At 57.7% G+C, this 13,581-nt stretch carries 10 protein-coding genes and 2 tRNA genes; 7 read left to right on the top strand and 5 right to left on the bottom strand.

What is annotated here, in order from left to right:
• Positions 1-45: 45 nt before the first annotated feature.
• From gltX to NLK58_RS04980, 3 genes are all read left to right on the top strand, one after another.
• Positions 46-1,527 (top strand): glutamate--tRNA ligase, encoded by a 1,482-nt coding sequence (gene gltX, locus NLK58_RS04990; RefSeq protein ID WP_117617534.1) that lies wholly within the window; start codon positions 46-48, stop codon positions 1,525-1,527.
• A 115-nt stretch (positions 1,528-1,642) separates the two neighbouring features.
• Positions 1,643-1,718, top strand: a tRNA-Ala gene (locus tag NLK58_RS04985).
• A 7-nt stretch (positions 1,719-1,725) separates the two neighbouring features.
• Positions 1,726-1,801, top strand: a tRNA-Glu gene (locus NLK58_RS04980).
• A 145-nt stretch (positions 1,802-1,946) separates the two neighbouring features.
• On the opposite strand, the gene NLK58_RS04975 is transcribed toward NLK58_RS04980, so the two are convergent.
• Positions 1,947-2,798: a 6-carboxytetrahydropterin synthase gene (locus tag NLK58_RS04975; protein WP_341582184.1), complete on the bottom strand. Its 852-nt coding sequence runs from the start codon at positions 2,796-2,798 to the stop codon at positions 1,947-1,949.
• On the opposite strand from NLK58_RS04975, the gene NLK58_RS04970 reads away from it, so the two are divergent.
• The gene (locus tag NLK58_RS04970; RefSeq protein WP_117620279.1) at positions 2,790-3,566 is read left to right on the top strand and encodes an NTP transferase domain-containing protein; all 777 of its coding nucleotides are present in this window, start codon (positions 2,790-2,792) and stop codon (positions 3,564-3,566) included. The genes NLK58_RS04975 and NLK58_RS04970 overlap by 9 nt on opposite strands.
• On the opposite strand, the gene NLK58_RS04965 is transcribed toward NLK58_RS04970, so the two are convergent.
• The 3 genes from NLK58_RS04965 to NLK58_RS04955 all read right to left on the bottom strand — a co-directional run bounded on the left by NLK58_RS04965 (position 3,526) and on the right by NLK58_RS04955 (position 6,574).
• Positions 3,526-4,617, bottom strand: a complete 1,092-nt coding sequence (locus NLK58_RS04965) for a response regulator (protein WP_117617532.1) — start codon at positions 4,615-4,617, stop codon at positions 3,526-3,528. The two genes, NLK58_RS04970 and NLK58_RS04965, sit on opposite strands and share 41 nt — an antisense overlap.
• Positions 4,618-4,669: 52 nt before the next feature.
• Complete coding sequence (locus NLK58_RS04960) at positions 4,670-5,998, bottom strand: MORN repeat-containing protein (protein ID WP_117617531.1); 1,329 nt, start codon at positions 5,996-5,998, stop codon at positions 4,670-4,672.
• A 114-nt stretch (positions 5,999-6,112) separates the two neighbouring features.
• The gene (locus NLK58_RS04955) at positions 6,113-6,574 is read right to left on the bottom strand and encodes a hypothetical protein (protein ID WP_117617530.1); all 462 of its coding nucleotides are present in this window, start codon (positions 6,572-6,574) and stop codon (positions 6,113-6,115) included.
• A gap of 100 nt (positions 6,575-6,674) precedes the next feature.
• Between NLK58_RS04955 and NLK58_RS04950 the strand changes: the two genes are divergently transcribed.
• Positions 6,675-9,599 carry an insulinase family protein gene (locus NLK58_RS04950; protein ID WP_341582183.1) on the top strand — a complete coding sequence of 975 codons (2,925 nt, stop codon included), beginning with the start codon at positions 6,675-6,677 and terminating at the stop codon, positions 9,597-9,599.
• A 91-nt stretch (positions 9,600-9,690) separates the two neighbouring features.
• Here NLK58_RS04950 and NLK58_RS04945 read toward each other — a convergent pair whose 3' ends face one another.
• Positions 9,691-10,506, bottom strand: a complete 816-nt coding sequence (locus NLK58_RS04945; protein WP_117617528.1) for a pyruvate, water dikinase regulatory protein — start codon at positions 10,504-10,506, stop codon at positions 9,691-9,693.
• Between the two features lie 207 nt (positions 10,507-10,713).
• Here NLK58_RS04945 and ppsA point away from each other — a divergent pair, with 207 nt between their 5' ends.
• A complete protein-coding gene (gene ppsA, locus NLK58_RS04940; protein ID WP_376788081.1) occupies positions 10,714-13,050 on the top strand; it encodes a phosphoenolpyruvate synthase in 2,337 nt (778 codons plus the stop codon).
• 32 nt (positions 13,051-13,082) lie between these two features.
• Positions 13,083-13,562 (top strand): ribonuclease E activity regulator RraA, encoded by a 480-nt coding sequence (gene rraA / locus NLK58_RS04935; protein ID WP_341582182.1) that lies wholly within the window; start codon positions 13,083-13,085, stop codon positions 13,560-13,562.
• Positions 13,563-13,581 lie beyond the last annotated feature (19 nt).

The raw sequence follows: 13,581 nt of genomic DNA, 5'->3' as shown, positions 1-13,581 counted from the left end.
ATGCCGGATTTATCAAACGGCCACCGACTTTTTCAGGAAGGTTTCATGACAGTACGTACCCGAATTGCTCCGTCACCCACCGGTGATCCACACGTTGGTACCGCCTACGTGGCTCTGTTCAACCTGTGTTTCGCCCGCCAGCACGGTGGCCAGTTCATCCTCCGTATTGAAGATACCGACCAGGCCAGAAGCACGGCGGAGTCGGAGCAGGACATCCTCAAGGCCCTGCGCTGGCTGGGGCTCAACTGGGACGAAGGTCCCGATGTGGGTGGCCCCCACGGTCCTTACCGGCAGTCCGAGCGCAAGCATTCCTACCGCCAATACGCCGAGGACCTGGTCACCGCCGGCCATGCCTTTTACTGCTTCCGTACCCCGGAAGAACTGGATGCCATCCGGGAAGAACGCAAGGCCCAGGGCCTGAACCCCGGAATCAAGGGTAACCTGGAGCTGTCGGAAGAAGAGGTAAAGCGCCGCCTGGATGCCGGCGAGCCACACGTGATTCGCATGAAAGTGCCCGACGAGGGTATCTGCGAGATCGACGACATGCTCCGCGGCACCATTGAAATCGACTGGGCCCAGGTAGATTGCCAGATCCTGCTCAAATCTGATGGCATGCCAACCTACCACCTGGCAAACGTGGTCGACGACCATCTGATGGAAATTACCCACGTTCTGCGGGGCGAGGAGTGGATCAACTCTGCGCCGAAGCACAAATTGTTGTACCAGTACTTTGGCTGGGACATGCCGGTGCTTTGCCACCTGCCGCTGCTGCGCAACCCGGACAAGAGCAAGCTCTCCAAGCGCAAGAACCCGACCAGTATCAATTTCTACGAGCGCATGGGTTTTCTGCCGGAAGCGGTTACCAACTACCTTGGGCGCATGGGCTGGTCCATGCCTGACGAGCGGGAAAAGTTCACGCTGGACGAAATGATCGAGAACTTCGACATCCAGCGTGTTTCCCTGGGTGGCCCGGTCTTCGATGTGGAAAAACTTCGCTGGCTCAACGGCCAATGGCTGCGGGATGAGCTGACCGAAGAGCAGTTCATGGAGCGCATGCGCCAGTGGTGGTTCAACGAAGACGCTCTGAGCGCCCTGGTGCCTCATATCAAGGGCAGGGCAGAGGTGTTCTCTGATGTGGCGCCCATGGCCCAGTTCATGTTCTCCGGCACGCTCAACCTCAAGCCGGAAGACTTCGCCCACAACAAGCTCGAAGAGGCCCAGATCAAGCGCGTCCTGCAGTTCAGCCTGTGGAAGCTTGAAGCCCAGCGCCACTGGAGCAAAGACACCATCTTTGCTGACATCAAGGCCCTGGCCAAAGCCATGGACCTGAAAATGGGCGACTTCATGTTCTCCATCTTCGTGGCCATTGCCGGCACACCCAACTCCTGGTCAGTGATGGACTCCATGGCCCTCCTTGGCCCGGACATGACCCGTTCACGACTGCGGCACGCGCTGGAGGTGATGGGCGGTTTTTCCAAGAAAGAAACCAGGAAAGTGGAAAAAGAATACGCCGCACTGGGTATTTGATAACCGCTTTGGTGAATTAATAGACGGCCTGAACAGGGATGTTCAGAAAACTGAAAAAAGTATGTGCAAAAGGTTGACGCCCATAGGGCGGATCCTTAATATACGCAGCCGTTGAGGGGCCATAGCTCAGCTGGGAGAGCGCAACACTGGCAGTGTTGAGGTCAGCGGTTCGATCCCGCTTGGCTCCACCAATTTCCAGTCCCCTTCGTCTAGTGGCCTAGGACTCCGCCCTTTCACGGCGGCAACAGGGGTTCGAACCCCCTAGGGGACGCCAATACGGCTTGACGGTTTAGTCCACCGGAAAGCCATCAAAAAAACCGCCTTCGGGCGGTTTTTTTGTGCCTGAATTCGGGGTCAGATGAAAACGGGGTCAGATGAAGTTTTCATCTGACCCCGTTTTCATCTGACCCCAAGTTCAATCAACGGTCAGCGATTGCCCCTTTGCCCACACCTTCGTAAGCCTTGACCCGAATGGTGTCAGTGGGAAACTCCACCTTGAGCTTGTCGGCAATATGCGCCGCAATCAGCTCAACCGTGGTATCGGTATCCAGCATGTAAACCCGCTCCTCGGGCAGTGTCAGCGCAAACTCCCCCTGATTGGCCTCATACTCGAAGGTCACGTACCGAATGCCGTCGTCACCCACATGGCGCCGTACCACGTCTTCTTCTGAGCCCACGTAAATCTCGCGCCAAAGCTTCGCCCAGCGACGCTCCAGGTCATGATCCCGGTGCCCGTTGCGATCAATGCGAATCGGGGAGCGATGGCCATGAGCGATGCGCTGGCAGTTGCCGAGATGCTTCTTCAGGCCATGCACGTAGTGATAGTAAGCACCGTCGATTTCCTCTTCCCGAAGATGGATTTCTACAGAGGTTACGTTCGCCGGAAGCACCGCCTTGATCTCCTGTTCCAGCAGGGCAGCCACTGCAGAAGGTACGACCCGTTCCGCCGACAACCAGACGATGGCTTCGTCCGGCGAGCGGTGAATGATCTCGGCGCCATCGGTCAGCGCCCAGTTGAAGGTGTCCGGCTGCTCCTCGTTCCGGGACAAACCCTGGTAGCCACGCGGAATCACCAGCCGGTGGTCGACGCGCTCATCGATAACCCGTTTGATGGTGCGCTTCACGTTGCTAAAGTCGAACACCATTCCCTGTTCGTCCAGCTCCCCGCCAAGCACCACATCCGCAATCCAGCTTTCGCCTACCAGCCCCCTTGTCGGGTCCAGATACGCGAAATCAATAACGGTCAGGTTGTCTACAAACAGATGGTTCATCAAATTTCCGGGCGGGTATGGTTGATTGATGGACGAATTCTAGCAAAAATCCCCGGGTACAGCAGTCTGGCTGAGTGCCGGGGACCATTACTTATCGCTATCGGGCGCAACGTCATAAACTTCCGCAAACGGATCAACGATCAGGAATTTCCGGCACTGATACTGGCTGCCGGTGCTTCGAGCCGAATTGGGCGGCCCAAGGCGCTTCTGCCCCTTGGCGTCGGTGGAGGTGAGGGCAAGCAAATCCTGCTGGACGCTGCCATTGACCAGGGCCGGCTATTGAGCCGTGATGTCAGGGTAGTTTGTGGCGCCTGGTACCCTTTGATCCGTTTTCGTTGCCACAGGCAACCGTCGCTATGGCTGAAAGCGCCAGACTGGCATGAGGGGATGTCGGCGTCGCTGGCTGCCGGAATCCGCAGCCTGGGGCCCACGGCGAAAGGAGTCTTTGTGCTGCTGGCGGATCAGCCACTGCTGGATCTGAATGCCCTGAAGGCGTTTGGGAATGCCGCGCGTTATGTTCCTGAGCAACCAATCGCGGCGGATTACGGCAGCCGGCCCGGTGTTCCGGCCTATCTGCCTCGCTGGCTGTGGCCCCTGGTACTGGATCTGGAAGGGGACCGTGGAGCCGGACGGTTACTGGCGGATGTGAGGGCAACCCGGGTGGACATACCGGGGGTCCGCGACGATGTGGACACCCTGGCCGACTGGCAAAGAATCAGAGCCTTGCTCAGCCAAACAGGCCCGACAACCATGCGATTCCGACGCTGAAGATGCCAAGACTGACGGCCAGGCCAACGGTATAGACCCGGGACGACGCTGACCGCTGTTGGGCAACGAACAGATCGATGGTGCGCTGGGCGATGTCTTCCGCGGTTTCCCGGGAAATCTCGTGGGCCTGCTGAATCGCCTCGGATTGCAGGGTTTGCCAGAACTCCGTATCAATGGTCTGGACGCTGGTGATGTGATCCTTCAGTTCGGCCATGTGTTCGCTGGTAAACCCGGAATTCTTTTTCAGCTCTTTTTTCAGCACCGCAAGCTCGCTGCCCAGATTGAGATTAACTTCGGCGGCAACGTCATCCCGCAGATTTTTCGTGCGCTCTTCGACCATGTCGGAAACGGTATTGAGGCGTTCCTCAATGACCGCCTCCTGTTTGCTGCGGGATTCGTCCAGAGCGCGCTTGAGGTGGTCAAACTGCTCATCAAAGAGGGAGCTGAGCAGCTCGTGCAGCCGGTTGTTGATATGGGTTTTAACAGCGGAGCGGGCAATTTGCTCAATGAGGTCGCTGGTCAGCGGGACAACGTTGGCCTGGGTGCTGCTCCGGCTCGCGGAACCTCCGGTTTTGGGTGAGAGTTCGACCGAGGCATCTGCAGGCACATTCAGCAGGTCGTCTTCCCGGGCCAGGGCGGCCTCTTCGGTGGGTGGCTCAGGCAGCGTCCCCTTGGTGACATCGCTGGCCAGTTGATCCAGAACCTGGCTGAGGCCATCGGTCTGGGGCGGTTTGGTCAGGATGTTGTAAACGCCGAAGTTCTTTGCCTCTTCCATGAAGGAGGAGGATTTCTTGGACGTGCACATGATGATCGGAATGCCCGCTGTCTGGGGGTTGCACTTGATGGCCTTGGTGGCTTCGACGCCGTTCATGCCTGGCATCAGGTGATCCATGAAGATCACATCCGGCCGGTCATGACTGCTCAGGAAATCCAGGGCCTCTTCGGCCGAACCCGCCATGTTGACTTCCATATCACGATCCTCCAGCAGTTTGCTCAGGGCAAATCGGGCCACCTTGGAGTCGTCCACCAGCAGAGCGTTCTTGATCGCCATGTCACTACCTCAATCGTTTACTGCAAACGCGTTTGTTATCGGGCCGGCGTGATTACCAGCCTTCCAGTTTCGGGCATTCGGTAGCCCGGTAGCTCTTGTCCCGATAACAGACACCGGGTTCCGTTGTGCGGGCTGTGAAGATTTCCCCCGCCGCCGTGGTCAGGCGAACCTGTCCATAGGGCTCGCCATGACGGAAAGTGGCTTCAATGGAGCTGCCATTCGGGTTCCTTAACAGCCCGTTGCCATGGAACTTCCCTTCGATGTACTGGCCCTCGTACTTCTTGCCATTGGCGAAGACCTCGGAGCCGGTACCGTGGAAGGCTCCGTTGGAAAATTCACCCTCATAGTGGCGTCCGTCCGGGTAAGTCAGTGTGCCGGTGCCGTGGAATTCATCGTTACGGAACCCGCCGACGTAGAGCATGCCGTCAGCGGTGGTCAGTGAGCCGTGGCCATTGAGTTGGCCCTGCTGCCAGTGGCCGGTGAGGATATCCCCGTTCGCCAGGGTCAGTGTGCCTTTGCCGTTGAACTGGTCCGCCCGGAATTCCCCTGAGTAGCGGGCACCGTCGGCACTGCGCCACACGCCTTCACCTTCACGCTTGCCGCCGGACCATTCGCCTTCATACCGGCTGCCGTCGGGATACCAGGCGGTGCCCTGACCATCAAACCCGCCATTCACGAAATGCCCTTCATAGCGCAGGCCATCGGAGTCTTCGTAGGTGCCGTCGCCGGTGCGCACGCCACCGATCCAGGTCCCGTTGCGGAAATTTACCGTCGTGTAGGCTTCCAGTTTGCCGACCAGCGTCATCTCGTTGCCGGCCTCCAGGGCAACGTACTGGCTCCAGGGTTTAAAGCCGGTCTTGCTGATGGTGACATCGTACCGGCCCGGTTCCAGTTCCAGATCCAGGCGGGTTGCGCCGTAATCCTTACCGTTGATGGTGACCTGGTCGCCCACAACGTTCGAGCGAAGCACCAGTGTCCCGGTGGTTGGTGGTTGCTTCCCGGGTTTGTTGCGAGCCGGCTTTTGCGCCGACGGAGCGGCGTCCGTGCGAGTTGCCATTGCCAGGGGCGGTTCGGCGACCGCCAGAACCGTGGGCTCTTCAGGCATGGGCGGTACGGTGAACGGGGTGGTATCGACAACGGGCTGACGGGCTTTGGTACGGGCCTGCACTGTATTTGCGGGATTTGCAGGTGCCGGTTCAACCGGCGCGGGTGCTGGCGGCTTGCCGGTTGCAACAGCTTCAGCGGCAACGGCCTGGTCCATGATGGGGGGATCGAAGATTTCTGTCATCCGCAGCTCGTCCCGGACCGATGCGAACCCGGCGGTGACCAGCAACATCAGCGCCAGGGCGTTGATGAACAGAAGTGGTCTGAAATCGACCATGGCGGAACCTCTTAATCCTGCATTCTCGGAATTCTGTCTACCGCTTCATCTTAACCAGTGAGCGCAACGTTATGTAACAGAAAGTGTCTGGAGTTAACGAGAATGCAGGCCAAATCACACTTTATCCGGAAGCTGGTCATGGTTGAGCTGTTCCCATGATTTCATGTACACATCGGCTTCGTATTCATAAGGCGACTTAAAAGGGGTGAGCACAAAATCAAACACCAGGAAGAAGAATCCGATTGATGCCCAGGCAATCAAAAGGCTACTGATGGTGGTGGCCTGCACCTCCGGGTTGGAATTGACGAAATCCTCCAGCAGAGGAATCAGATCGGATGCCATGACAACAGGGTTGAAGCTGGCCATCACGAACGGAATCCAGAAGGCCAGGAATACCGGGAAAAATCCGAATGACCAGAGCACACGACGGAGCAGGTAGATGGCAACTTCCCGCCAGAAACGCTGTCTGGTTTCCGGAATCATTCGTATGCGGTTGAGATATCGGCGTCGTTCTGCCCAGTAGGCAGCGACCTCGGGGGCATCAACAGCCTTGGTATGAGGTGCAGGTGTTGTCATGGGTTGGTGGGGTACCTTATCGCTACGGGAGTGATGCATGATAATCGATACTACGTGTTACCCTACAATTCTCCAATTGTTTAAAGACAGGATAGATTGAATGGCTGCAGTGATCGACAACGCAACCCACCCGGCCTTTGAGAAGCTTCGCAGTCACCGGATTGACACGCTCAATCTCGAGGTTGAGGAGTATCGCCACAAGAAAACCGGGGCCCGGCACCTGCATCTGGCGGCAGATAACGATGAGAACGTGTTCTTCGTGGCCCTGCGTACCTTCCCGATGGATTCCACCGGCGTTGCCCATATTCTTGAGCATACCGCACTCTGCGGCAGCGAACGTTATCCGGTTCGCGATCCGTTCTTCATGATGATCCGGCGGTCACTGAATACTTTCATGAACGCCTTTACCAGCAGCGACTGGACCGCGTATCCCTTTGCCAGCATGAACCGGAAAGATTTTAACAACCTGCTGTCGGTGTATCTGGACTGTGTGTTTTTTTCCAAGCTGGATCCGCTGGATTTCGCCCAGGAAGGCCATCGCCTGGAATTCGAAAAGCCGGAAGATCCTTCCACCGATCTGGTCTATCGGGGGGTTGTCTATAACGAAATGAAGGGTGCCATGAGTTCGCCCACATCCCAGCTATGGCAGAGTCTGAGCAGCCATCTGTTCCCCACCACCACCTATCACTACAACAGCGGTGGTGAACCGGACCATATTGTCGACCTCAGCTACGATGACCTGATGAAGTTCTATCGCCACCACTATCACCCCAGCAACGCGATTTTTGCCACCTACGGCGATATTCCGGCTCGCGAGCACCATGAAAAGTTCGAGGAGCTGGCGCTAAAGCGCTTTGACCGGCTCGACATTGACCTGCCGGTCCGGGACGAAAAGCGCATGTATGCTCCGGTTCGGGTGGAACAGGGCTATGCGGTCAACGAAGGTGAGGGTACAGACAACAAGACCCACATCGTTGTTGGCTGGCTCCTGGGCCACAGCTTCGATCTTCAGGAAAACCTGGAAGGGCAGCTGCTTTCCGCAGTACTTCTCGAAAACAGTGCCTCGCCCCTGATGCGGGCCCTGGAAACCACCGGGCTCGGCCACTCGCCATCGCCCATGTGTGGCCTGGAGGATTCCAATCGCGAGATGACCTTCGTCTGCGGTATTGAAGGCAGCGAACCCGGCAAACACGAAGAACTGGAAGCACTGGTCGAGGCAACGCTGCTCAAGGTAGTGGAGGAGGGCGTCAGTGAGGAACGGCTGGAAGCCATCCTGCACCAGTTGGAACTGCATCAGCGTGAAATCGCCGGTGACCAGTTCCCCTATGGTCTGCAACTGATCATGAGCGCGATTGGTCCGATGGTTCACGGCGGCGACCCGGTTGAATTGCTCGATCTGGAGCCGGTGCTGGCAACACTCCGAGAGAAGATCCGGAATCCCGGGTATGTGCCCGGCCTGATTCGCAAAAAGCTGCTGGAAAACCCCCACAGGGTGACACTCACACTGCGCCCGGACGAAAAGCTGGAGAGCCATCGCCAGGACGCTGTCCGGGAAGCGCTGGCTCGTCGTAAGGCCGAACTTACCGGGGATGAGGTGCGGATGATTGTCGAGCGCGCCGGCGCGCTGGAAGAGCGCCAGATGCGCAAGGACGACGACTCCATTCTGCCGAAGGTCGATTTGTCGGATGTGCCACTGCAAATGCCGGAGCCACAAGGCCGTTACGACGGCGAGATGTCGGCAACGGCCTATGCCCGCGGAACCAATGGCCTGGTGTATGAGCAGGTGGTGGTGCCGGTGCCGGCGCTCACAGAAGAGGAGCTTTTGCTGGTACCGTATTACACCACCCTGGTCTCCGAGGTGGGTTGCGGAGAGCTGGACTACCTGCGGATGCAGGACCGTATTTCCGCGGAATCCGGCGGCATTGGAGCCGCATTCAGTGCCAAGGGGCGTATCGACGATGTTCAGGACCTGTCCGGTTACATCATCTTTAATGGCAAGGCTCTGGCCCGTAATCGCAGCGCATTGACCCGGTTGCTCCGTGACGTCTGTACCAGTGCCCGCTTTGATGAGAAAGAGCGGGTTCGGGAACTCATTGCCCAGATCCGTGCCCGCCGCGAGCAGGCGGTCACAGGCAGTGGTCATGCCCTGGCCATGAGCGCGGCCTCCCAGGGTATGAGCCCGGGGGCCTGGCTGTCATTCCGCCTCGGCGGTCTGGCTGGAATCCGGGGCACCAAGCAGCTGGATCAGGCCCTGAAGGATCCGGAAGAGCTGGCGGCGCTGTGCGAGAAACTGTCAGCCCTTCATAAGAAAATCAGTAACCAGGGGCGGGAATTCCTGGTGATTGGCGAGGAAGAGCAGCTTCCGGCCATGGTTGACGATCTCAAATCCTGCTGGCAGGAAGCATCCGCGCCAGAGAGCTCTGACTGGAAAATGGAGCCGGTCAGCTATACCACCCGAGAGGCCTGGCTGACGTCTACGCAAGTGAATTTCTGTGCCAGGGCTTATAGTACTGTGCCGGTAGACCACCCGGATGCAGCGGCGCTGACCGTGCTTGGTGGTTTCCTGCGTAACGGTTACCTGCACCGTGCCATCCGTGAAAAGGGTGGCGCCTACGGTGGTGGTGCCGGGCAGGACAGCGTGAACGGAACCTTCCGGTTCTTCTCCTACCGGGATCCCCGCCTGGAAGAGACCCTGGAGGATTTCGACAAGGCGCTGATCTGGCTGCAGGAAACGGACCACGAATACCAGGAGCTCGAAGAGTCGATTCTCGGGGTCATCGGCCAGCTGGACCGGCCCCGCTCTCCGGCCGGTGCAGCCCGCCATGCGTTCCACAACAAGCTGTTTGGTCGTTCCCCTGAGCAGAGGGCCCGGTTCCGGGAGCGCGTTCTGGCAGTTACCCTGGAGGACATCAGGCGTGTCGCCAGTACCTGGTTGATGCCGGAGAAGGCGAGTACCGCGGTTGTTACCAGTCCCGAGAACCGGGCCAGGGTGGAGAAACTCGGCCTGGCTATTCAGGAACTGTAGAGCAGAAGTGCAACGCAGGACACACAGGGGTCAGATGAACGCTTTCATCTGACCCCTTTTTCATGACCCCTTTTTCACTTTTCCCGCCCCTTCAGCGATTCCGCTTCAGCCCGGTGCTCACCATAATCCGTGTCGAAATCTCTTCCACTGAATAGGCCGTGGTATTCAGGTAGGGAATGCGCTCACGCCGGTACATCAGCTCGATTTCCTCGATTTCATGCATGCACTGCCTGATTGAGGAATACCGGGAGTTGGGGCGGCGCTCGTTGCGTATGGTGGCGAGGCGCTCGGGATCGATGGTCAGCCCGAAGACTTTCTCCTTGTGGGGCTTCAGGGCGCCCGGGATCTGCTGATCCTCCAGATCCTCCTCGGTAATCGGATAATTGGCGGCCTTGACGCCGTATTGCAGCGCGAGATAGAGGCAGGTGGGGGTTTTTCCGCTTCGGGAAGCACCCACCAGAATCAGGTCCGCTTCATCGTAATATCGTGTCCGGGCGCCATCGTCGTTATCCAGCGCAAAATTGACGGCCTTGATCCGCCGCTCGTAACTGCCCTCGTTATTGATTGAGTGAGATTTTCCCACGGTGTAGGAAGAAGATGACTGCAGCTCCTGCTCCAGGGGTTTGAGAAAGGTTCCGAAAATATCCACCATGAAACCCTCGGCTGTGGAGATGATATCCCGGATGTCGCTGTTCACGATGGTGTCGAAAACCAGTGGCCTTGCGCCGTCTGTTTCGGCGGCCTTGTTGATGCGTGTGACCATTTCGCGGGCTTTTTCTTCGTCCGCAATGTAGGGAACGGTCACCCGTTCAAACTCGATTTTTTCAAACTGGGCCAGAAGACTGTGCCCCAGTGCCTCGGCAGTCAGGCCGGTGCCATCGGAAATGAAAAAAGCAGTGCGTTTCATGATGTATCGTCCGGTTCCGTATTCAGCGGGTGGTTCCCTAGGTAATTTCCGCGGGTTACAGTATCATACACGCCAAGTTCGAGACCCCGCAGTGGATATTGCCTGCTTTTACCGCTTGATACCGCTGGCCCGGTTTTGCTCTTTGCTTCATAGACTCAAGGGAGACGTGCTTTGGAAGATTACATTATCTGGTTTGATCACCTGGGAATGTCCGATGTCGACCGGGTGGGCGGGAAGAACGCCTCCCTCGGCGAAATGATCAGTAATCTCGCCAACGCAGGTGTTACCGTTCCAGGTGGTTTTGCCACGACAGCACACGCCTATCGCGAATTTCTGGCCAAAGACGGCCTGAAAGAGCGAATCGATAATGTCCTGGATGCTCTGGACATCAATGATGTCAACGAGCTGGCCCGTGTAGGCGCTCAGATTCGTGAGTGGATTATTGACACACCCTTCCCGGATGTCCTGGAAAAGGCCCTGGAAGAGGCGTTCTCAGCGCTTCAGGATGGCAATGATCGCATGGCCGTTGCGGTCCGTTCCTCAGCCACCGCCGAGGACTTGCCAGATGCCTCGTTTGCCGGCCAGCAGGAAACCTTCCTGAACGTGGTGGGGCTGCAGCAGGTGCGCACCTCGGTTAAAGAAGTGTTTGCTTCGCTGTTCAACGACCGGGCCATCTCTTACCGTGTCCACCATGGTTTCGATCACAAGATGGTTGCTCTTTCTGCCGGCATTCAGAAAATGGTTCGCAGTGAAACCGCGGCCAGTGGCGTTATGTTCACCCTCGACACCGAATCCGGGTTCCGGGATGTGGTTTTTGTAACGGCCTCTTATGGCCTCGGCGAAACCGTTGTCCAGGGTGCCGTGAACCCCGATGAATTCTATGTCCACAAGCCGACACTGGAGGCTGGGCGCCCGGCGGTATTGCGCCGCAACCTGGGCAGCAAGGCCATCAAGATGGTTTACCATTCAAGCCCCGGTGAAGGCCAGTTCGTGGAAACGGTCAAGGTTGGGCAGGACGAGCGTAACCGCTTCTGCATTACCGATGCCGAGGTGGAAGATCTGGCCCGTCAGGCGATGATTATCGAGAAGCACTACCAGCGCCCGATGGATATCGAGTGGGCGAAGGATGGCGACGACGGCAAGATCTACATCGTTCAGGCCCGTCCTGAAACCGTCAAGAGCCGCGCCTCCGCCAACGTGATGGAGCGGTACCTGTTGAACGAAACCGGCAATGTGCTGGTGGAAGGTCGCAGTATCGGCCACAAGATTGGCAGCGGCCCGGTGAAGGTTATTACCAGCATCAAGGAAATGGATCGCGTTCAGGCCGGCGACGTGCTGGTGACAGACATGACCGACCCGGACTGGGAACCGGTCATGAAGCGGGCCTCCGCCATCGTGACGGATCGAGGCGGTCGTACCTGCCACGCAGCCATTATTGCCCGTGAGCTGGGTATTCCGGCGGTGGTCGGTTGTGGTGACGCGACCGAGGTTTTGAAAGATGGTCAGGAAGTGACGGTTTCCTGTGCCGAGGGCGACACCGGTCTGATTTACGAAGGTGCCCTGGACTTCGAGCTGCGGGAAAATACCGTTGACTCCATGCCCGATATTCCGTTCAAGATCATGATGAACGTCGGCAACCCGGACCGTGCCTTTGATTTCCAGGGGTTGCCCAATGAAGGCGTTGGCCTGGCCCGCCTCGAGTTCATCATCAACCGGATGATTGGCGTGCACCCCAAGGCCCTGCTGAACTTTGACGGGTTGCCCCGGGACATCAGGCAGACCGTTGAAAAACGCATTTCGGGCTATTCGTCTCCGGTCGATTTCTACGTGGACAAACTGGTGGAGGGTATTTCCACCCTGGCAGCCGCGTTTGCGCCGAAAAAGGTCATTGTGCGGCTGTCGGACTTCAAGTCCAACGAGTACGCCAACCTGATTGGCGGCACCCTGTACGAGCCGGATGAAGAAAATCCGATGCTGGGTTTCCGTGGCGCATCCCGCTACATCTCCGAAACGTTCCGCGATTGCTTTGAGCTGGAATGCCGCGCCCTGAAAAAGGTGCGCAACGAGATGGGGCTGACCAATGTGGAAGTGATGGTGCCGTTTGTTCGCACCGTTGGTGAGGCGGAACAGGTGGTTAGCCTGCTGGCGGAGAATGGTCTGAAGCGGGGTGAGAACGGCCTTCGTGTGATCATGATGTGTGAGCTGCCGGCCAACGCGATTCTGGCCGAACAGTTCCTTGAGCATTTTGACGGCTTCTCCATCGGTTCCAATGATCTGACTCAGCTTACCCTGGGGCTGGACCGGGATTCCGGCATCATCGCCCACCTGTTCGATGAGCGTAACGACGCCGTCAAGGCATTGCTGGCCAGCGCCATTCAGGCCTGCAAGAAAGCAGATAAGTACATTGGTATCTGCGGGCAGGGGCCATCGGATCATCCGGATCTTGCCAAGTGGCTGATGGATCAGGGCATTGATTCCGTTTCCCTGAATCCGGATTCGGTGCTGGATACCTGGTTTTTCCTGGCCGACGAAAAGATCGACTGAGTTCATTTTCCAGGATGAAGGAGAACGACAAAGTGACACAGATTATTACCCCGGACCTGTGCGACGAGTTTCCGGAAGTGCAGGTTGTGGCGCCCGGCTTTAACAACTACGGCGGTAACAAGGCGTTTGGCGGCGAGATCGTTACCGTGAAATGCTTTGAAGACAATTCCGTGGTGAAGGAACAGGTTGGCCAGCCCGGCAATGGTCGGGTTATGGTGGTGGATGGTGGTGCCTCAAGGCGCCATGCACTGCTGGGCGACATGCTGGCGGAGAAGGCCGCCAACAATGGCTGGGCCGGCCTGATTATCTATGGCTGTGTCCGGGACGTAGACGAGATTGGTAACACCGCACTGGGCGTTCAGGCCCTGGGGACTCATCCCCGGAAAAGTGAAAAACGCGGCCTTGGCGACCTGAATGTGCCGGTTACCTTCCACGGTGTAACCTTCCACCCGGGTCATTATGTCTATGCCGACAATAACGGCATTGTTGTTTCGGAGAAGCCCCTGGTCTGAGCCAGAAGCCATCTTGCAG

The sequence above is a fragment of the Marinobacter metalliresistant genome, assembly GCF_038098645.1.
Taxonomy (GTDB): domain Bacteria; phylum Pseudomonadota; class Gammaproteobacteria; order Pseudomonadales; family Oleiphilaceae; genus Marinobacter; species Marinobacter metalliresistant.
Note: the sequence above shows the minus strand (reverse complement) of the source record. Positions and strands in the feature narration are given on the sequence as shown.

Excerpts from the sequence above, each read along its gene's own strand:
- NLK58_RS04970 (WP_117620279.1), top strand. The coding sequence starts at position 2,790 with ATGGTTCATCAAATTTCCGGGCGGGTATGGTTGATTGATGGACGAATT.
- ppsA (WP_376788081.1), top strand. The coding sequence starts at position 10,714 with ATGTCCGATGTCGACCGGGTGGGCGGGAAGAACGCCTCCCTCGGCGAA.
- NLK58_RS04975 (WP_341582184.1), bottom strand. The coding sequence starts at position 2,798 with ATGAACCATCTGTTTGTAGACAACCTGACCGTTATTGATTTCGCGTAT.
- NLK58_RS04955 (WP_117617530.1), bottom strand. The coding sequence starts at position 6,574 with ATGACAACACCTGCACCTCATACCAAGGCTGTTGATGCCCCCGAGGTC.
- NLK58_RS04960 (WP_117617531.1), bottom strand. The coding sequence starts at position 5,998 with ATGGTCGATTTCAGACCACTTCTGTTCATCAACGCCCTGGCGCTGATG.
- NLK58_RS04965 (WP_117617532.1), bottom strand. The coding sequence starts at position 4,617 with ATGGCGATCAAGAACGCTCTGCTGGTGGACGACTCCAAGGTGGCCCGA.
- gltX (WP_117617534.1), top strand. The coding sequence starts at position 46 with ATGACAGTACGTACCCGAATTGCTCCGTCACCCACCGGTGATCCACAC.
- NLK58_RS04945 (WP_117617528.1), bottom strand. The coding sequence starts at position 10,506 with ATGAAACGCACTGCTTTTTTCATTTCCGATGGCACCGGCCTGACTGCC.
- NLK58_RS04950 (WP_341582183.1), top strand. The coding sequence starts at position 6,675 with ATGGCTGCAGTGATCGACAACGCAACCCACCCGGCCTTTGAGAAGCTT.